Genomic DNA, 21,686 nt, shown 5'->3' on the forward strand with positions numbered 1-21,686 from the left:
ATTATCCTTTTGTAGCGCCTAAGGTTAAGCCTGCAATAAAGTGACGTTGCATGGCAAAGAACAAAATAACTGGTGGCAAAGCCGCTACGATAGAGCCAGCTGCAATAAGCTGCCAAGATGCCATCCACTGACCTTTCAGTGCACTGATACCGGCGGTAATCGGACGTACTTCATCACTTTGTACCAATACCAACGCCCAGAAATAATCGTTCCAAATAAAGGTGAAAATCAATACAGATAAGGCTGCCAAAGCAGGACGAACCAATGGCAACACCACATGCCAAAAAATTTGCCATTCGCTCACGCCTTCCACACGTGCTGCTTCAATCAATTCATCAGGTAAACCAACAATGAAGTTACGCATAAACAAGGTACAAAAACCGGTTTGAAAAGCGATATGGAAAAGAATCAAACCAGACGCCGTGTCATACAGCCCCATACTGATAGTCAAATCACGCACTGGAATCATCAGGATTTGAAAGGGTACAAAATTGCCTGCAATGAAAGCGGCAAAAAGCGCCACATTACCGCGAAACTTATATTTAGCTAGGGCATAACCCGCCAGTGTCGACAAGGCAACGGCGCCAAACACTGCTGGTAAAGTGATAATTAGCGAGTTAAGCAAATAGCGCAGCATTGGCGTTTGTGTAAACACCATGGTGTAGTTTTCAAAGAACATCCACTCAGTCGGAATTCCCCAATAATTACCGCCATTAATATCTGCCATTGAACGAGCAGATGTCACCATGACGGCAATCAAAGGTAACAACCAAAGAAATAAAGCAATCCAAACCGCAACGCGGTAGCTCAAGTTAAAGGGTAATGATCTTTTTTCTATAGGAGTTGGAAACATTAGGCTTTCTCACTCTTCAGCATACGCCACAAAAAGTAGGCGATATAAATATCCATAATCAAGAACAACACAGTCGCAATCGCAGCACCGTATCCAGCACGATAGTTAAAGATTGATTGCTCATACATGAAATAAGCAAGGACGCTGGATGAGCCAAATGGACCACCGCTGGTCATGGTTGCGACAAGGTCGAAACTTCGTAGCGCACCAATCACCGTCACCACGACAGCAATAAAAGTGGCTGGACGTAGCTGAGGTAAAATCACGTGACGCAACATTTTCCAGCCATGAGCGCCGTCTAAACGCGCAGCTTCGATTTGATCTGGGTTGAGATTATTTAAGCCTGTGAGGTACAAGATCATGCAGTAAGCAATTTGCGGCCACAGCCCCGCGACTATGATGCCGAACGTCACCCAATTTTCATCGGACAAGATCGCCACAGGTTCCATTCCAAATAAGCCAATTGCCTTATTAAAAAGTCCAAAAGAAGGATCATAGAACCAAGAAAAAACCAAACCCACGACAACTTGAGAAATAACAAAAGGAAAGAAAAACATAGACTTAACTAAACGTATGCCCATGATTTTTTGATTAAGAAATAACGCAATACCCAACCCAATTGGCGGCGCTAACATGAAGAAGACCATCCAATACAGGTTATTTTTTAACGCCACCCAAAACTGATAGTCATCGAAAAGTTCAATGTAATTACTAAAGCCTACGAAGGTTTTTTCACCAATTCCATCCCATTCATAAAAGCTCAACCAGATACTCTGGAGAATAGGAAAGATAACGTAGACCACAAACAAAATGACTGCTGGTGCTAAGAACAAAACCGGCATCCATTGCTGCTGCTTGCTATGCAACTTCTGCATGGTGCACATACCTCTTATTTTTATTAATTTATAAATTGCTCTACTTGTTATCTGAATTTACCTTCCGACAACTCGTCTAATAAAATAATGGAATAAAGTTCCATTTTTTGCAATACTCAATTTAGAACATTTTTTAAGGCTTTTTTTTAGAGGCTAAATCGACCTTAGAAAATTATAAAAATAGAAATTAAGGAAACCTAACCATGACAGAGCAAGAAACTAAGAGCGGAGGCTCATCGTTAGACAAAGCACTTAGCCTATTGCAAGAAGTTTGCATGACGCCTGTGCCATTACGCTTTGCAGAATTAGTAGATAAAACGGACTTACCGAAAGCCACAGCACATCGCACCTTGATGTCATTAACTGAAAAGAGCTTGGTTCGCTTTGATGAAGTGACTCAGCTCTATCATCCTGGCTATGGATTACTAGAATTAGCACACCAAGCTTGGTCAAAAATTGATGTGCGTGATATAGCAGCTGATCAGATGAAACATTTGTGGGATGAAACCGGTGAAACCATTCACCTTGCTGTTCTTGATCGTGGCGACGTCATTTACATCGACAAATTAGAAAGCCAAAAAAGTTTGCGTTTATTTTCTGCAGTCGGCAAAAAAGGCCCTGCTTATTGTACTGGTGTCGGCAAAGCCATGATGGCGTTTCTCAATGAAGATCAATTAGCCCTAGCCATCAAAGAACAGCACTTTATCAAGCACACAGACACCACGCTGATTAACGAAGAGATGCTAAGAGACGATCTTATCAAGATTCGTGAAAGCAAAATTTCCTTGGATTTAGAAGAACATGAAGAAGGTATTCAATGCGCTGCTTCGGTGATTTTAAACCATAGAAATGAACCCATTGCCGCGCTCAGTATTACCGCTCCAAAATTTCGTGTAGACGATACGCGTTTCCAACACTTTCAAACATTGGTCAAAGACGCTTGTAAGAAAGTATCCACCCGAATGGGGGCTATGGCCTCTAATTAGCATAGGAAAGTCCATTATGGCGACGATAAAACTAACAAACGTCATCAAACGGTTTCATGACATTGAGACAATTCATGGTGTCAATTTAGATCTGAAAGACGGTGAATTTGTGGTCTTTGTGGGCCCGTCTGGTTGTGGTAAATCCACCCTACTGCGCCTAATCGCAGGCCTTGAAGACATTACGGATGGCAAGTTGGAGATCAATGGCACGAATATGAACAACGTGGCACCAGCTGACCGTGGTGTTGCTATGGTATTTCAATCCTATGCCTTGTACCCACACATGACAGTGGAAGAAAACATGAGTTTTGGTTTACGTATGAATGGCGTGGCGCCAGAGAAAATCAAAGCACAAGTCAGCAATGCTGCCAATATTCTACAACTTAATGAACTGCTGGATCGTAAACCCAAACAACTGTCGGGTGGCCAACGTCAGCGCGTTGCCATCGGTCGTGCGATTGTTCGCCAACCAGAAGTCTTCCTGTTTGATGAACCACTTTCCAACCTGGACGCCGAACTTCGTGTCGACATGCGCATTCAGATCGCGCAGCTGCATAACAAACTAAAAGCTACTATGGTCTACGTGACACATGATCAGGTCGAAGCCATGACTTTGGCTGATAAAATTGTCGTATTACGTGCTGGTAATGTGGAACAAGTCGGCTCCCCGCTTGAGCTTTATCACAACCCTGCCAACGAATTTGTCGCAGGCTTTATTGGCTCACCAAGAATGAACTTCCTCGAAGGCAAAGTGGTCAGTATCGACAATAAAGATGTAGCTGTAATTGATATCGCAAATCAGCGTATCGAGATGGAAGTAGATGGAACCAAGATCTCTGTCAACGAAACCGTAAAACTCGGCATCCGTCCTGAACATATCAAAGAAAATATCCAAGACGCCGATCTGACTATTGACCTTGATATTGATGTGGCTGAGCACTTAGGTGGCCTTACCTATCTATATGGCCAATTTGAAGGCAGCAAACTTACCATTGAAGTCAGCGGCTCTAACCTAACTCGCAATGGTGAAAGTGTAAAAGTAGGCATCAAAAAAGCAGATTGCTACTTATTTAACCGTGATGGCGAAGCCTTAGTGAATCGTCCAGTACCAGCTCGTTAAAACGAAAAAGCCTCGCCTAATTTTTTAAGCGAGGCTTTTTTATGTTGTCTTTTGACTTAAATAAATTCTTCTAAAAAGCTTTCTAAATAGCTATAGCCACGTTTTGCCACTAATGGATTATATTGACTACCATGCTCTGGATTATTCGCACTCGGTAACATAAAGGAGTGCATGGTATTACTGAAGTCAACAAACTGGAAATCCATCGCTAAACTTGTCCAATAACGTTTTGCTTCTTGAGCGTCGTCTTCTGTAACCAGCGGGTCTTGGTGACCATTTAAAACCAAAATTTTTGTTTTCGTATTGGCCTTTTCTTCCGACTGAGCACGGAAGAAGCTCATCAACCCATGAAAACTCACCGCTCCAGCACTGTTTTCAAGATGCAGACCTGCTTCCAAAGCCAAGCGACCACCTAGACAAAAACCAATATGGACGATGGTTTTACCATGAATAGCATCACAAGCTGATTGTGTTAGCTCATTTTGTAACTCGTGTAGTGGGTCGGCTTCTGCAACCAAGGCCCCCATTTTGGCACGCTTCTGCTCCATCTCTACTGGATTCTGATCTATACCATACAAATCAAGCGCTGTTGCTGAAAACCCTAGTGACGCAATATGATCCGCAATACCTTTTTCAAAATCTGTCAATCCAGAAAACGTTGGCCAAATAACCACCTGAATATGGCTTTTATCTGAACTCAGTCCATCAACTTGATAATGCATGCGTTTAACATTGTCTTTAAATATCGCTTCAAATGTCTGGTTCACTGGCAACCCCTTAAAGAATTTATAAATAATGTTTATTCAGTGTAACCAGCAAAATAGAATGAAATCAATCTGCTTCCTCTTCAGTTCCTTGTTTAATCTCATTCTATCGTTGAAGAATCTCAGTCAAATTACACGCTTTCTAACGCTAACAAGTCACTTATGTTTTGTCTTTTTCTGATGAGGCGATGATGCCCTCCATCGATCAAAAACTCAGGCGCCAGCGGTCGACTGTTGTAATTTGAAGACATAGAAGCTCCATATGCACCAACATCATTAAACACCAGCAAATCGCCCACCCTAGGATTATTCAGTATTTGATGGCAAATCACGCCACTGGCATCTTGTGTAAACACATCACCGGACTCACACAAAGGTCCAGCCACCGCATACTCAAGCGGATCAAACAATGGGCTTGCTTGCCGCTGATTTGTTGCTTGATGAATCACTTCTATTTTGTGATAGCTGCCATACATACTCGGTCTTAACAGGTCATTAAAACCAGCATCGACTAGAATGAAATTGTGCTGCTGCGTTGATTTCAAACAATGGATTTCCGCCACCAAAACGCCCGCGTTTGCGACTAAAAATCGTCCCGGTTCTACTTCTAGTTTAATAACATGGCCTAAATGATTTTCTATCTCTTTACGCGCCTCATCCCACAATCGGAAAAAACTATTGGTATCTAATTCTACGTCATTTTCTGTATAAGGCGCAGGAAGCCCACCACCAGTAGAAATGGCTCGGATATCCACATTGGCTAACTTCACCACCTCGACCATGGCTTGGCAGGCTTGAGACAAATGTACAAAGTCTGAACCTGAACCAATGTGCATATGAATGCCAATTAAATCCAAACCATATTGTTGAATCAGAGCAACGGTCTGCGGCAAATCTTCTAGCGAAATACCATGTTTGCTATTTGGTCCACCAGTATTGGTTTTTTCACTATGGCCATGGCCAAACCCAGGATTCACACGTATCCAAACTGGATGATGAGGAGCGACTTCTGCAATTCGATGCAACATATCCATAGAGCCAATATTGACAGGAATATCGTGTTGAATAACCAATTCTATTGTTTCGCGATCTATCAGATCTGCGGTAAAAACAATGCTTTCAGAATTGTCGCTGTTGCTGTAGCCCGCCGCTAAACTTCTTTCAATTTCTCCAGCAGACACAGCATCAACCATTACACCTTCTTCTCGCATCAATCGTAAAATATGTGTATTTGAGCAGGCTTTTTGCGCGAAACGGATGACATCAAAATCCCTTAACTGTCTGATCTGATGACGAATGATTGCCGCATCGTACACCCATGCAGGTGTACCAAATTGCTGAGTTATTTCTACTAGTGTATTGGGATTAAAAATAGTCACTTAGCCTTGCTCCTATAGATCGCTCGAATCAATTTTTTAAGTTATTTAATAGAATCAATCATAGCGCCCGTCCAAAAATACAAATAATATCTATTTATTCAAATTCTATTCATTTCTGATATGACCTATGAAACTAACATTCCGACAAATTGAAATATTCAATGCTTTGATGACAGCAGAAAGCGTAACCAGCGCAGCCGATATGTTGCATACCTCACAACCGACCATTAGCCGAGAACTGGCAAGACTTGAACAGGTATTAGGGTTCAGCCTATTTGAACGAGTGCGCGGCCGACTCAAACCCAGTAACGCCGCTTACACGCTTTTTGAAGAAGTAAAACGTTCGTATATTGGCTTAGAACGAATTTGGTCAACCGTTGAAGATTTGCGCACAGATCAGATAGGAAGGCTCTCAGTACTAACATTGCCAGCTTTTTCACAGTCTCTGTTACCTGGCGCATGTCTGAAGTTTTTAGATACAAACCAAAATGTCGGTATCTCCATCTCTGTGCAAGAGCCGCCATATTTAGAACAAAGCTTAACGTACCAACAATACGACCTGGGGTTGACTGAAAACAACTACTCACCGTCAGGCACCATACTTAAACCTTTGTTAAGTATCGATGAAGTCTGTATTTTGCCAAATGATCATCCATTATTAGCAAAAGACATCATTGATATCCGTGATTTCGAAGGCCAGCCTTTTATTAACTTATCGCCTAACGATCCATATCGAATAAAATTGGATGAAGATCTATATCGGCTTGGAATCAATCGTAAAACCGTGATAGAAACACCAGCTGCCGCGTCTGTCTGTCAGTTGGTAAGTAAAGGCGCGGGAATTGCCATCATCAATCCACTAACAGCATTGGACTTTATTGATCATGGTCTGCAAATTCGTCCATTGAATGTGTCTTACCCATTTACCATCAATATACTTTTGCCCTTACACCGCCCCTTTAACCCGTTTTTAGATGACTTCATTGCAGCACTGGAAGATGAATCGAAAGAAATAAAAACTAAAATTAATCAGTACTCAGCTCATTCAATTTAGGCATGCTTATTTATGATCGCTGAACGTATTTTCTGATACACTTTTTTGCATAAGTAACTAATCAATAGCAAGCACATTTTGGCAGGCATTAAGGAAAACACGATGACGCAGTTGGCTTTAAGTGATCTCATTGGTAAACAAGTACTTGGCGTAGCCGGCACTTACGGCTCCCAAGATAACGAAATGGATGTTTATATCTGCGGTGTAAACATTCTGACAGACACGTCATTGGAGCTTTTCTTTCCCAATGGTCATCAACTCAAGTCCAATCAAAAAGTCACCATACATCTAGACAATCGTACCGGCGTATCGGAATACGACGCAGATTTAAAAGTATACCGTTCGTCATTCAAAGGCATAGTTACATCAACAACGGGTAAAAAAGCACAAGTAAATGCCCTTGAGTACGAAGTTTACTATGGCGCTAGCATTGCTAAATCTTTCCAAGCGAATGACTATGAACACCCAAGCGATAGTCGCCCTGCTATCGATCTACCACACAGCCCGCTTACTGTCGCGCCCGAGATTGACGACAGTGAAAACGACAATAAAATTGGCGTTTTGATGACTTATGCCAAACAGCAACCACATTCCACTGTTATGGCGTTCTTATCCTCTGTTGACGATGATATTTTCTTTATTACCTTCCCGAGCACATTTAAGGCTAAGCTGTTAAGTCGCAACAATCAGTGTTACTTTGCTATCGATGGTCGTGCTACCTTTACTTTTGAAGAAGCTATCGAATGGAATTACAGCATCATCAAAAGTGATGTTTATGAAATCCCCAAAAGCAACCCAGTTTTCCAACAAATTCAAGAACTCTTTATCCAGAAAAATCCTTGGGAAATGGGTTTCTTTAGCCACCCAGAAGTAACTATGTATCACCTAAAAGCCACAAAAGTCGTCTGCCCAAAGCAAAGCGTTTAACTGAAAAACTGGTAAGGCCAACCTCAATTAAGGAGAAAAACATGTTATCGGGAAGCTGTTTATGTAATGGCGTGCAATACGAAATAAAAGGTGAATTGGGCGACATCATGCAGTGTCATTGTCAAAAATGTCGTAAAGCCAACGGCTCTGCTTTTGCTACCAATGCAGCTATTCCAACAACCGCCTTCGCCTTGTTAAAAGGCAAAGAACTACTGGCTGAATACGAATCTACACCTGGTGTTTTCCGTGTCTTTTGCAAACAATGCGCATCACCACTTTATAGCCGACGCCCACACATGCCAGAGCTACTTCGTCTTCGCATTGGCACACTCGACACAAAAATAGAAGGCAAACCGTCTTCACATATCTTTGTTGGTTCAAAAGCCGAATGGCATGAAATCTGCGATGATATCCCGCAATACGAAGAACGCCCTGTTGTGTAGCTTCTAGCAGAGAAAAATAAATAAAGATTAGGGGCAATATCCCCTAATCTTATTGCATATTAAATTGCTAAAGATTCTCTTGAGATAAACAATACTAACTAACAAACCAGTCGCTCTTGCAGTAACAGTAAAGACACGAGATCGAGAGTTAAAAACCATGATCTATTGTCAAAGCAGCAAATCGTTAATACCATAAGCTAATACATTGAGTTGACTGATAATTTTATATTATTTATTCATCACAACCATGAACTATGATTTCATCCATCTAATGAGTACTTATAGGTATGTCTAACGACCAGCACGAAGATACCCCCGCCCTTAATTTAGAATACTATGTTCCTGCCCTTGTTACTTTTTTGGCAAATAAACTATCAAGCGGTGCATCTTCTATTTATCGGGAATTTTTTGGTATAGGCATTGTAGAATGGAGATTACTTGCATTACTTGCTGTTGAGAATGGCATATCAGCTAATCGTATGTGCCAAGTTATTGGTTTAGACAAGTCTGGCGTAAGTCGATCTCTAAAACTTCTAGAACAAGAACAATACGTTTACTCTAGCCTTGACCCCGAAGACGCTCGTCGACTTATCATCTGGATGACCAGCAAAGGAAGAGCTCTGCACGATAAAGTTTTCGAAGTTGCCATTGCTCGTGAAAAACTCTTACTACAAGGCTTTACAAAAAAAGAGATTGATACCTTAGTAAAGTTCCTAAACCGCTTAAATGATAGCGTTAATACAGTAAATAATTTCCGCCCTAACATCCCAAAATAATCGCCTCAATACTCCCCTCACTTCACCCAAACTCAACTTATTAAAGACGTTATAGATGAATGATTTAGATAACGTCTGCCGTCTAAAAAAATAAATCTATAACAATCCACTCATTATTTCATGATAAAACCCGGCCAAAAAAGGTTGCTATAGCAACTTTATTTGGTTGACATCACAACTATATTACCGTTATAAACATAGCAAGAGCCAACTAAAAATAACTAAGGCAGCTTGAAATGATTGACGTTCTTATTAAGAAAAAAAATATTGAGGCTAACGGTATCGTTAGTTTTGAACTTACGAATGTAGACGATAAAAAACTTCCTGAAGCCGCTCCTGGCGCTCATATAGACGTGCTAGTTAGTCGCGACATCACTCGACAATACTCCATCTACAATGATTCAAAAAAAACAAATAGCTATAAAATCGCGGTTTTAAAAGATCCAAACTCCCGTGGTGGCTCAAAAGCTTTACACGAAAACATAAAGGAAGGAGATGTGATTAGCATTTCGGAACCTAGAAACCTTTTCGAGCTAAATTACGACGCTCCATCTTATATTTTAGTTGCAGGAGGAATTGGAATCACTCCAATTCTATCCATGGCGGAAGACTTACAGTTTCAAAATCGTTCTTTTTCTTTACATTATTTCACTCGCAGCCGCGATAGAACCGCTTTTTATCAACAAATAATTTCAGGCGACTTTGCAGATAAGAGCACGTTTTATTTCGATGGCGATGAAACGAAATCTTTTCGCCAAGCGCTACTCGATGCCAATAACCAAACTCACCTCTATGTATGTGGACCAAATGGTTTTATGGATTTTGTTTTTTCTGCTGCTAAAGAAACAGGTTGGTTAGAAGCAAGATTACATAAAGAACATTTCACTGCGGTACCAACTGAAAACGCAGCAAATCAAGCGTTTGAAGTTGAGATTGCGAGTTCTGGCGCACGCTTTCACATTCCTGAGAATAGCTCAGTTTTTGAAGTGTTAGACGACGCTGGTATCGAAATTAATGTGTCCTGCGAACAAGGCATATGTGGCTCCTGCCTAACAAGAGTCATATCAGGCACACCGGACCATAGGGATCAATTTTTATCCAGCGAAGAACACGCTAAGAACGATAAATTTACCCCTTGTTGTTCAAGGTCACTAACCAAAACTCTGGTGCTCGATCTTTAGTGCCATATCAAAGCAAGTCAAAACAAATATAAGAAGGAGAGTTTTATGAGTGTTCAACATATGAGCGCAGCTGAACTAATCAATACTGACGTCGAAAAAAAGTCCTTATTTCCACTCAATATGTGGTACGTGGCTGCTTTGAGTTCTGAATTGAAAGATAAGCCCTTAGCTCGCACAATCCTCAATCATCAAATTGTTTTTTTCCGTACTTCAGATGGAGAGGTCTCCGCGCTTGAGGATAGATGCTGTCACCGCGCTTTGCCTTTGTCACTTGGCACGATTGAAAATAACGGCATTCGTTGTGGCTACCACGGGTTGCTATTTAATGGCGACGGTAAGTGCATTGAGGTTCCGGGCCAAGGCAAAGTTCCACGCAAAGCCTTAGTATCGACTTATTCGATTTGCGAACAAAACCATCTTATTTGGATCTGGTTTGGGGATGAAAACACACAAGAACCAACCTGTACACCACCAGAATATCCAGTTCATAACAACCCAGAATATCTATTTGATGGCGATGTCTATCACTACGAAGCACCTTATCAGCTAATACACGACAACCTGTTAGATCTTAGCCATCTGGGATATGTTCACCTCTATACCATCGGCGGTAATGCAAAATTGCACATGACTGCAGAAACCAAAGTTGAAAGTGACGAAAAAATGGTTCGTGTTGTCCGTCATATGCCCGATTCAGTTCCACCTCCAACTTACACCGCAGCCTATCCGTTCAAAGGAAAAATCGATCGCTGGCAAGAAATTCTCTTCAAAATATCTCATTTAGAAATTTGGACGGGGGCAGTAGATGCGGGCTCAGACTCTCTAGATAACCCAAACCGCGATGGCTTCCACATGAAAGGTTTCCATGGGATCACGCCTGAAACAGAGACAACTTGTCACTATCTATGGACTATGTCGACCAACCCAAAACATGATCCAGAAGAGACTGCGAAAAAAGTCATTGAACAAACAAGACTGACTTTTGATGAAGACAAAGTGGTCATTGAAGCGCAATACAAAAATATGCAGAACTTTAAAAATAGGACGATGTTAGACATACATGTTGACGTTGCCCCGAATCGAGCTCGCCGTATTATCGAATCACAACTGACTTAAACCATTTCGCTTTAAGCTAATTCATAGTGGCACTGCTATGAATGCCCAACACATTAAAAAAGACTAAGAGTGCTGCTTAGTCTTTGTAATTAGAAAAAATGTAAGACCACTAAAACAATAATAAAGAGGTAATAAACATGAAAAACAAACTAATAATTTCGACTCTCTGCTTAAGCAGTCTGTGGACAACTTTAGCATTTTCACAAACCTACACATTACGTCTAGCTCACTTCTGGCCAGCTAACTCAAGTGTTGGCAATGTAATACAAGACTGGGCTGACTCAATCGAAAATGACTCAAATAAACAGTTAAAAATTGAAATATACCCAAGTCAAACTCTTGCTAAAGCAGCACAAAGCTATGCATCAACAGTAAATGGTATAGCAGATATCACAGTTACCGCTCAAGGCTACATGGCTGGAAGATTTCCACTTACACAAGTAGTCGAACTGCCAGGCTTGATTACCACTGCTGAAAACTCAAGCTGCGCTATTCAAAAGCTTTATGACAATAAACTTATTTCAAGTGAATACACGGATACCCATCCTTTATTCCTATTTGTTCATGGGCCTGGACATCTTCACACCAGTGAAAAGCAAATTCTCGAACCAAGTGACTTAGAAGGAATGCGCATACGCCGAGCAACAACTGTTGTAGCAGACTTACTCAGTTCAATGAACGCAAATCCAGTTGGTATGCCAGCCCCTGATACCTACCAGTCCGCACAGCGTGGGGTTATCCAAGGCGTCGCCTTTCCATGGCAAGCAATGAAAGATTTCCGTCTAAATGAACTGTTAACACATCATACAGAAATAGGTCTTTACACTCTTTCATTTATAACAACAATGAACAAGCGTGCCTACAATAACCTGCCTGATAATCTTAAGAAAATCATGGATAAACATAGTGGCGAACATTGGTCACGAGTCATGGGGAAAGCACTAGACAATCTAGACGCTGCCGGCCGAAAAGAAGCTCTTGAAGCTGGCCATACTATTGAAATAATTAGCAATGTTAATACCAATCCGGTATGGGGACCAATTACCAAAAAAGTCATAGCATCTTATATTAGTGATATGAAAAATCAGTCTAAAAAGGCAGAAAATATTTATCAAAAAGCCTTAGAATATTCAGCTGAGTGCTCTACTAACATAGAGTCATAAAGCACAGAGTATTAAAAAAGCGACACTAGAATTTGCTAACAAAAATAAAAGGGAAGTCGACGCAAGACTTCCCTTTTTGTAAGGCTGAAAATATAACTACCTGCTCTATTTATTAAAATTACAAATATGAAATATTCAACTTATGTGTTCCACCATCCAGTGGTACGCGCACAATGTTGTTGGTGATTTGAATATCCATGCCATCCACCACAGCTCTGATTCCACTTCGTACTAAAGAGTCCTCTATCGGGTCTTCAGTTTTTGAAGAATGAGCGCGATCAGCCGATTGCTCGATGGTAATAAAGTACTCGGTCTCGTCCACTTTTACGGTGGCCTCAAACCCCGGCCACTCTGAGGGAATACAAGGCTGAATCGTCAGTTCTTTGCCTTCTCGATGAATGCCAAGAATACCTTCCATTCCTGCACGGTACATCCAACCTGCTGAGCCTGTGTACCAAGTCCAACCACCACGGCCTGTGTGAGGCGCAACCGAATACACATCCGCAGCGACCACATAAGGTTCGACTTTATAACGCTCGGTGTCTTTCGCATTCAAGGCATGATTAATCGGATTGAGCAAACTAAACAAGTCACTGGCTTTGTTGCCATCCCCCAATTTGGTGTAGGCCAAAATCGCCCACATAGCCGCATGACTATATTGCCCGCCGTTTTCCCGTAAACCCGGTGGATAGCCTTTGATATAACCCGGATCATGACTGGTTTTATCAAATGGCGGTGTAAACAATAACGCCAGTTTTGACTCGGGTTGAATCAGATATTGCTCGACTGACTCCATGGCTTTCGCGGCGCGTTCTGGTTCGCCCGCTTCAGACAATACCGCCCAAGATTGCACAATAGAATCAATTTGGCATTCGTCGTTGTCCTTAGACCCCAACCAACTGCCGTCGTCGAAGTTTGCCCGACGATACCAGTCACCGTCCCAAGCTTTTTCTTCAATGGCTTCTCTTACTTTACTGGCATGAGTTACCCAGTTTTGTACTCGTTCGTCTTCATCACGAATTTGCGCCATGGGCGAGAATAAATTGATGGTACGAATGAGTAACCAGCCTAACCAAACACTTTCCCCTTGGCCGCCTTCCCCGACACGGTTCATGCCATCGTTCCAGTCGCCCGTGCCCATTAATGGCAGGCCATTTTCGCCCGTCAGTTCAAGACATTGATCCAAACCGCGAGCACAATGCTCAAACAAGGTGGCAGACTCGTCCGATTCCACAGGATGAAAATACGCGTCATGCTGATCCGCCGCCAATGGCGGCCCTTCGATAAAGGCAATTTTCTCGTCCAAAATAGACACATCACCCGAGGTTTCAATGTAGGTCGCCGTGGCATACGCTAGCCAAACTCTATCGTCGGAAATATGCGTACGCACGCCCTGTCCGGTATGTGGTAACCACCAATGCTGCACATCGCCCTCGACAAACTGGCGACTCGCCGCACGCAAAATATGCGCTCTGGTCATATCGGGTCGGCGGAATGTCATCGACATGCCGTCCTGTAATTGATCTCGAAAACCATACGCGCCGCTGGCTTGATAAAACGCTGAGCGCGCCCACATACGACACGCCACTGTCTGATAAATCAGCCAACCATTGAGCATGATATCCATTGCTCGATCTGGCGTTTTCACCTGAACCGCGCCTAATAAGGTATCCCAGTGCTGTGTTACATCACCCAGCACTTGATCCAAATCCGCATGGCGATATTGCTCGATCAAATCACGAGCGTCTTCGACCGAAGCACATTGCCCCAGCAAGATCACCACTTCCACCGATTCATCCGGTTCAAGCTCTACGATAGATTGTTGCGCGGTACAAGGGTCTTGCCCAGCGCCAATGCTGCCAGACAAAGATGAATCCCTGAGCAAGGCCGCTGGTGCATTCATACGACCATTGCGCCCCAGAAACTCTGTTCGATCTGTCGTCCACGTCGATTGCATCCCGCCCATATCAGCAAAAGCAACGCGTCCCGGAAACGATATATTCCAGCGATTACAGACGAACAAGGCGTTTGAACCAGCAGAATCCAAATCCGTGGTAATAAATGGCGCAGACGTCCCACGAGCTGTACCTAACACCCATTCAGCGTAAGACGTAACAGAAAATCGACGACGTCGCCCCGTTTGGTTATGCAAGGTTAAGCGTGAGATTTTGATCGGATCTGCCAAAGGCACGTATTGCAATAGTGTCAGCGCCAAGCCATCCGCTTGATGTTCAAAGCAGCTATAACCACGGCCATGATGAGCAACAAATGCGCTTGGGTTGGCTTTGTTGTTCGCTTGATTAGCAGAACTAAGCGGCTGAGCTGTGGCGCCAAACAATTCCAAAGTGTCTTCATCGCGCACGTAAATCGCTTCGCCAGACGGATTAGAAACCGGATCATTACACCAAGGCGTTAGCTGGTTCTCGCGGCTGTTTTCCGCCCACGTATAACCACTGCCTTCGACCGACACATGAAAGCCAAAACTCGCATTGGCAATGACATTGATCCAAGGCGCAGGCGTCGAGGCGCCGTTTTCAAGAATCACCGTATATTCCCGACCATCTAAACCAAAACCACCCAAGCCATTGAAGAACTCTAGCCCTTGTTTCAGGGCTGCTAACTTGTCCCTGGCTGTTGAATTCTTTGCCTTGAATGGAATGACATTACCACCAGTCGATTCATTCATCGAACGAATCTTCGGCGGCCAAGTCGACGCTGGCGGCAAGCGATGAATATGTTTACCAATAGATCCTCGACGAGCAATAAGCACCACCCGAGCAACCGATTTCAGCAAATCACGAACCTGCACATCCACCAAGTCTGCACGCAAAACATACACAGCGCCTTGCACATGATCACCGTTAGACTTATCGATTAGTCGAGGCCGTGATTGGCTACTTCGTACTGCGGTTTCAATGGCAATTTGCAAGTCTTGTAAATAAGAACACGCGTGCTCATTGATGATCACCAGATCCACTGCCAGACGCTTCATGCGCCAGTATTCATGGGCGCGCAATAATTGCTTCACTTGATCAATGTCTTCGACGTCATCAATGCGCAACAGCACAATAGGCAAATCACCACTAATCGAATGCGGCCAAAGCACAGACTGACCCGCCATGCCGCGATGAATGGCGTCGGCCGAGACGCGAAAACGCGGATCGGCATAAATAATCGGCGCAGCAAGTCGTTGAAAATCGCCCGCCTCGGTTGGGCTAATATCCAAATGACGCAGTTGCACTTGCGCCTGTGTCCACGCCAAGGTTTTCGCTCTGTCGTAGGCACTGCGGTCGTGATGTCGATCAATAAGATCCATTAATTCTTCACGAGAAGACGCCACAACTGTCCAAAACGCCACTTTCACCACACTGTCTGCTGGCACATGAACGGCATAGCGCAACGAGAAAATAGGATCCAGCACGGTCCCGATTGAATTATTCAGATCGACACTTTCAACGGACGAATCGTCACGATCAAACGCCGCTGCTGTAGCGATAGAATTACCTCGCCCAATAAACAAGGCGCGGTTGGTTTCATATTGAGGATCGGCCGTCACTTCGCCTTCTACAATGACAAAATGTGCGGCCCAGACTGAAGGCTCCTGTGTGGTACGTTTGCGTCGAGTAGCGATTAGCGCGTTGTATTCAGGGACATATTCCGTTTGCACAAACATCTTGGCAAAGGCTGGATGAGCATTGTCTGTGGCTGGCGTCGTTAACACCAATTCAAGATAAGACGTTAATTCAATGTCATGCGCTGTGCGACCATTATTACTCAAGGAAATACGACGCACTTCGCCATCGTCTTCACCGGAAACCAATATGTCCATCGTCGTTGTTAAATCTCCATCATGACGCACAAATTCCGCATGATCTTCTTCAAACACACCTGCTGGATAATGACCTTCATCTTGTAAAGGCTGAGCGGAACTCGACCAAAGCTGGCCTGTGTTTTTATCACGTAAGAAAATAAAACTGCCGTAATGATCGCATGTGGTGTCTTCCTGCCAACGGGTCACCGCTATGTCGCGCCAACGGCTGTAGCCCGCGCCAGTGGCGGTCAACATCACCACATAGCGTCCGTTTGATAACAAATGCGTAATGGGCGAGCCTGCGGCTGTTGGACTTAGGCGTCGCACTATTGGCGCAATCACCGTTAAAGAAGACGCGAAGGTTTTCACTTCTTCAGCTCTAGGGTGACTAATGCAAACATCTCTTGGCATACGTTCTTGCAATAATAACTCGCACGCCTGAATCATCGGCTCTTTATGAAAACGCTGTCTAAACACGCCTTCCAGCAAAGTATTGGCAATGGCCACAATGGTCATGCCCTGATGATGTGCCATGAAACTGCGCACAATGGCAACATGGCTTTCAACGGGTAAACGCGTCGGCGTAAAATCCAACGCCTCGTAAAATCCATAACGTCCACAAGTGCCCATGTTGTTTAAGCGCTCATAATTATCAACCGCCGCCTGAGGATCAATCATGGTGGCAAGCCCTGTAGCGTAAGGCGCGATGACTCTATTTTCCGCCAAGCCACGTTTTAGACCGAGTCCCGGTACACCAAAGTTGGAATATTGATAAGTAAACTCGATGTCACGGGCATTATAAGAAGACTCCGACACGCCCCAAGGAATGCCAAGCTGTTTACCGTATTCCTGCTGACGTTCAACGATCAGCCGATTGGTCTGTTCAAGTAAACTGCCCGTTGGCGCTCGCATAATCAGCGACGGCATCAAATATTCGAACATGGAACCTGACCAAGAAATCAGTGCTGAGCCATTGCCCATGGGCGTTGCCGCTCGACCAAGACGGAACCAGTGTTTCGTCGCCACATCGCCTTTGGCAATAGCAAACAAGCTCGCCAATCGGGCTTCCGAAGCCAATAAATCGTAACAACTTGGATCTAGACTGTTTTCGGCAAGAGAATAACCAATCGACAAAAGCTTGCGCTCAGGGTCGATGAGAAACGCAAAATCCATGTCTAACGCCATATTACGCGCCGTGCTCGCCAGCGCATTTAATCTAGCCAGCAAAGAGTCGGCAGAATTACACTGCTCAAGCGTATCTCGCTGTTGTTCAACCATCACCTTATTGGCGGCTTCAATCCAATAAATGAAATCAGCATGACGCCCTTGTGCAATCTCTTCGCCCGAACCTAATGGTCGCTCACGAGCCAATTTCGCGGCTTTATCGGTCAATCGAATTAAAATCGGCGTTAACGCCTCGATAGTCTGTCGGCTGTTTAATCGACTCTCCATATCATCCAAGGTTGCCAACAATGGATGTTCGCTGTCCGTTGCAGTAACACTCAAATCTGGACTAACAGAATGAATTGCTTGTTTTGATTCAGCCACTAAGGATTGTCTAGCCAACGCAATGTTGTCCATAAACCCCGAGCGCACTGTGGAGCTTGGCTTAGCGATTAAAGTTTCTTGAGATAGCTCTTGAGATAGTCCATCAGATACTCCAACCACAGATTCCTCGCGCCATTGCTCGCAACTGTTTGCCAGCGCAATCAAATGCCCCGCTAGATTGCCGCTGTCCACCGAAGAAATGTATTCCGGCAACAAGGTATGCAAGCTTTGCGTGCCGTACCAATTGAACAAATGGCCGTTGTGCTTTGGCAGTTTTTCCAGCGTAACAAAGGTCGTTTCAAGTCGTTCAATCGTTTCAATTAACCCCGCCCAACCAAAATCCCGCGCCGCGACAGAGGACAACAAATACAAACCAATGTTAGTCGGCGAAGTACGATGCGCCACCACAGGCTCTGGGTCTTCTTGGAAATTATCCGGCGGTAAAAAGTTATCTTCTTCTGTCACAAAGGTTTCAAAATAACGCCAGGTTTTGCGTGCAGTGAGACGTAAAGTGACCGCGCCGACATCAAGTTCATCAGGTCGCAAAACTTCCGGTGATCGACTAACAAACACGGCGACTAAAGGCGCAAGACACCAAAGTAAAGCAAACGGCAACACCAGCAGCCATACTGCCGGATTCACCACGATGACAAACAAGCAAACCGCTAAGGCAAGCAAGGTGCCACAGGCCATGTTTTGATAAAAACCCATCACCTTGAGTCGTGGGCTCGCATTACTCTGCGCCGCGGTTGCCCATTCCAAACAACGTCGATGGGTCACACCCAAACGCAACAAGGTGCGTGTGATCGCATCCAATGAGCGCCAGCTTTGATCAGGCAGAAAGGCGACAGACAAAAAAGTCTGACTTAAGGCAAGACGTAAATCCCCTAGCCAAAGTCGAAAATGGTTGCGGGTATCCACGCCAGAACGGCGAGGAATCATTGAAAAAAGACACGGCAACAAAGGCGGAATCGCCATGACGGCCAATAATACAGCGGTAAAAAATAACGCCGACGACGGAAACAACAACCAACTTAACGCCAAGGCTAACAAGGTTGTTGGCGCCACCAGCGAACGCCTTAAATTATCGAGTAGCTTCCAACGCCCCAAACTGGAAACACCCTGCTCTGTTGGCTTGCTCATAATCCACGGCAACAGCTGCCAATCGCCTCGCATCCAACGATGCTGACGTTTCGCAGCGGCATCGTATCGAGCTGGAAACTCTTCCACTACTTCCACGTCCGACACCAAACCGGCGCGCGCAAAAATGCCTTCGAACAAATCGTGGCTCAGCATGGTGTTATTCGGCACACGATCCGCCAGCGCGGCTTCGAACATATCGACATCGTAAATGCCTTTGCCAGTGAAAGAGCCTTCACCGAAAAGATCTTGATAGACATCGGAAATCGCCGCGGCATAAGGATCTATACCACCGGGAGCAGAAAATATACGCTGGAACAAAGAACCTTCCGTGCCCACCGACAAAGACGGTGTGACGCGAGGTTGAAGAATGCCATAACCCGCGACAACCCGCTGTTTGACTTTGTCCAAGCGTGGACGATTCAACGGATGCGCCATTTTACCAATCAATCGCAGCGCCGCTTCTCGTGGCAAACGAGTGTCGGCATCAAGCGTAATTACGTAGCGAACATCACTCGGTACACTGGGCGCTTTGCCCTGAATGGAAATAAACGTGGTGTCCGTCGCGCCGCGTAATAATCGGTTCAGCTCATGCAACTTGCCGCGTTTACGCTCCCAGCCCATCCACACATTTTCGCTTGGATTAAATAATCTACGGCGATGCAACAAGATAAAACGCGGACCTGATGGGCCTTCTTCGTAGCGTTGGTTTAATCGCTCTATTTCCAAGGTCGCCCGTTCTAACAATAAGGCGTCGCTTTCTAATTCTTCCAAATCAGCATCTTTGCCGTCAGTTAATAAGGCAAAGCTTACATCGCCGTCGATACCGCTCAGATAATGCACTTCCAAGCGTTCAATTTGCTCTAGTAAATCCGCTTCTGAGGTAAGCAAAGTCGGCACGGCGATTAAGGTTCGTAACGAGGTCGGCACGCCCGATTTGAGTTCAAGCCCCGGCAACATCACCGCACCAAATCGCCATGTCACTAAACGATTAACGATGGCAAACGCTACTTCTGTGGCAGGAATAAAGGCCACCACCGCCCACAGCAACCAAGATTGTGCAGGAAACGCCATGAATCCCGCGAAAAACAAACTCATGGCTAGAAAAGCCAAGGCAACAATGGCAATCGTGCCGCTGTAACCGGCGACGCCAAGTCGCAAATGTAAACGCCTGACTCTTAACCGCATGGTGGGTCTATAAGCGATGGATTTCTCGAAAGCCAAACGGCCCTGTTCAATCAAATAATAACCTGGGTCACCAAGGCGATTGTTTTCTACCTTGGCTTCTTCCGAAAGCGCCTGTGTCGATTCGGCACTCTTTGATTCGGCACTCTTTGATTCAGCATTCTTAGATTCAAAAGACTTTACGCTGTCTTTCGCCATTTCTACGGCACGCTGGGCAATGTCTATTTCCGAATAATCACTACCTCGTGCAAGTTCTTCCACTGCACTGCGATACAAGTTACGTGTCGGAAAATCCATTTTGGCAAACTGGTCATAACGGTAAAATTCTTGATCGACCAGACTGACTTTCTCAAATAATTCCGACCAATCAATATCGGAAATCAACCGCATACTGGTGATCACATTACGAATGGTGACGTTCGATGCGCCTTGGCGTTGCTGGGCATGTTGCACCACTTCTTCAACCGAAAGACCTTGCAGTTGTAGGCGCTGCTCTAGCCAATCTAATGCTGGTGTAGTTTTCGGATCTTGGTCACGTAATCGCTTCGCCAATTGCGCAGCAAACACTTCTGATAGCGGTTCCGGTGAGCGGGAGGCGATGTCTTCTTGTAACGCTGAATGAGCACAACCTGCCACCAAAAGCCGCTCGGTGAAATGATCGGCGTCGTGGCGAGCGTCGCGTCCGACGGCAATTTGATCAGCCAAACGTCGCAAGTTTTCAATTAATACAATGCGCAGCGTAATCGCCACCGCCCACAATTCGCCAATCGTGAGCGGTTGAACTTTTTGATAAGCATGAATAAATCGCACCAGAACATCAGGATCTATATGGCTATCGGTGTGCGCTACAAACGCCCAGGTTAAACCAAATACCCGCGGATAGCCTGCAAAAGGCCCATCGGCTAGCTTAGGTAATTGTCGATAATAACTGTCCGGCAAATCATCTCTGATCTCGCGAATTTGCTCTTCCACTAAATGATAGTTATCCAGCAGCCATTCCGCGGCGGGAACCACACTTCCACCTCGCTCCAACTCAACAGCACTTTCACGATAAGACGCTAATAAGGCCGTGGCGTTTTCATCAAGTCGCGTCTGCAAAGGCAATACAGAAGGTTCAGAACCAAATGCTTGTTGAGCCTTGGCCAAACTTTCTGCGTGTTCTTCAAGCCGTTCTAAACCAAACAACTCCTCTCGAACAGGAATCGTGCTGTCCCAAAGCGAGTGAGAAAATCGTTGTCCAAGTAGAGAAGAAAAAGTGTTTAACATAATCGCCTTAAAATCATCTGATGAATGGCGCAATCAAGCGTCTTTTCATCTTAATAAAACAAGCGATCTAGCGTCTGTACGCCAGCGAACTGACACCAT

Annotated in this window: 14 protein-coding genes; 9 read left to right on the top strand and 5 right to left on the bottom strand. The window is 44.6% G+C overall.

Annotated features, from left to right (window positions below):
• Position 1: 1 nt before the first annotated feature.
• Positions 2–853, bottom strand: a complete 852-nt coding sequence (locus tag BUA59_RS08235) for a carbohydrate ABC transporter permease (protein ID WP_072839233.1) — start codon at positions 851–853, stop codon at positions 2–4.
• Complete coding sequence (locus BUA59_RS08240) at positions 853–1,728, bottom strand: carbohydrate ABC transporter permease (protein ID WP_072839234.1); 876 nt, start codon at positions 1,726–1,728, stop codon at positions 853–855. Before BUA59_RS08240 ends, BUA59_RS08235 begins: the two co-directional genes overlap by 1 nt.
• A 203-nt stretch (positions 1,729–1,931) precedes the next feature.
• Here BUA59_RS08240 and BUA59_RS08245 point away from each other — a divergent pair, with 203 nt between their 5' ends.
• Positions 1,932–2,714, top strand: a complete 783-nt coding sequence (locus tag BUA59_RS08245) for an IclR family transcriptional regulator (RefSeq protein ID WP_072839235.1) — start codon at positions 1,932–1,934, stop codon at positions 2,712–2,714.
• A 16-nt stretch (positions 2,715–2,730) separates the two neighbouring features.
• Positions 2,731–3,834 (top strand): ABC transporter ATP-binding protein, encoded by a 1,104-nt coding sequence (locus BUA59_RS08250; RefSeq protein ID WP_072839236.1) that lies wholly within the window; start codon positions 2,731–2,733, stop codon positions 3,832–3,834.
• Between the two features lie 56 nt (positions 3,835–3,890).
• Here the strand turns inward: BUA59_RS08250 and BUA59_RS08255 are convergent, their stop codons facing one another.
• Together BUA59_RS08255 and lysA are read right to left on the bottom strand one after the other, a co-directional pair.
• On the bottom strand, positions 3,891–4,601 hold the full coding sequence (locus BUA59_RS08255; protein WP_072839237.1) for a dienelactone hydrolase family protein: 711 nt from the start codon (positions 4,599–4,601) through the stop codon (positions 3,891–3,893).
• A 128-nt stretch (positions 4,602–4,729) separates the two neighbouring features.
• Positions 4,730–5,977, bottom strand: coding sequence for a diaminopimelate decarboxylase (gene lysA, locus BUA59_RS08260; protein WP_084122277.1), 1,248 nt, complete (start codon positions 5,975–5,977; stop codon positions 4,730–4,732).
• Between the two features lie 127 nt (positions 5,978–6,104).
• Between lysA and BUA59_RS08265 the strand changes: the two genes are divergently transcribed.
• The 7 genes from BUA59_RS08265 to BUA59_RS08295 all read left to right on the top strand — a co-directional run bounded on the left by BUA59_RS08265 (position 6,105) and on the right by BUA59_RS08295 (position 12,637).
• Entirely contained in the window at positions 6,105–7,031 is a 927-nt protein-coding gene (locus BUA59_RS08265) for a LysR family transcriptional regulator (protein WP_072839238.1), read from the top strand.
• Between the two features lie 102 nt (positions 7,032–7,133).
• A complete protein-coding gene (locus BUA59_RS08270) occupies positions 7,134–7,958 on the top strand; it encodes a pyridoxamine 5'-phosphate oxidase family protein (protein WP_072839239.1) in 825 nt (274 codons plus the stop codon).
• 41 nt (positions 7,959–7,999) lie between these two features.
• The gene (locus tag BUA59_RS08275) at positions 8,000–8,401 is read left to right on the top strand and encodes a GFA family protein (protein WP_072839240.1); all 402 of its coding nucleotides are present in this window, start codon (positions 8,000–8,002) and stop codon (positions 8,399–8,401) included.
• A gap of 287 nt (positions 8,402–8,688) precedes the next feature.
• Positions 8,689–9,177, top strand: a complete 489-nt coding sequence (locus tag BUA59_RS08280) for a MarR family winged helix-turn-helix transcriptional regulator (protein WP_072839241.1) — start codon at positions 8,689–8,691, stop codon at positions 9,175–9,177.
• Positions 9,178–9,413: 236 nt separating this feature from the next.
• Positions 9,414–10,358, top strand: a complete 945-nt coding sequence (locus BUA59_RS08285; RefSeq protein ID WP_072839242.1) for a PDR/VanB family oxidoreductase — start codon at positions 9,414–9,416, stop codon at positions 10,356–10,358.
• Positions 10,359–10,403: 45 nt separating this feature from the next.
• Entirely contained in the window at positions 10,404–11,474 is a 1,071-nt protein-coding gene (locus BUA59_RS08290) for an aromatic ring-hydroxylating oxygenase subunit alpha (protein WP_217653727.1), read from the top strand.
• A 137-nt stretch (positions 11,475–11,611) separates the two neighbouring features.
• Positions 11,612–12,637: a TRAP transporter substrate-binding protein gene (locus BUA59_RS08295; RefSeq protein WP_072839243.1), complete on the top strand. Its 1,026-nt coding sequence runs from the start codon at positions 11,612–11,614 to the stop codon at positions 12,635–12,637.
• Positions 12,638–12,755: 118 nt separating this feature from the next.
• On the opposite strand, the gene BUA59_RS08300 is transcribed toward BUA59_RS08295, so the two are convergent.
• Complete coding sequence (locus BUA59_RS08300; protein ID WP_072839244.1) at positions 12,756–21,587, bottom strand: glycoside hydrolase family 94 protein; 8,832 nt, start codon at positions 21,585–21,587, stop codon at positions 12,756–12,758.
• Positions 21,588–21,686 lie beyond the last annotated feature (99 nt).

Origin of the sequence: Marinomonas polaris DSM 16579 (genome assembly GCF_900129155.1) — a bacterium.
Taxonomy (GTDB): Bacteria; Pseudomonadota; Gammaproteobacteria; order Pseudomonadales; family Marinomonadaceae; genus Marinomonas; species Marinomonas polaris.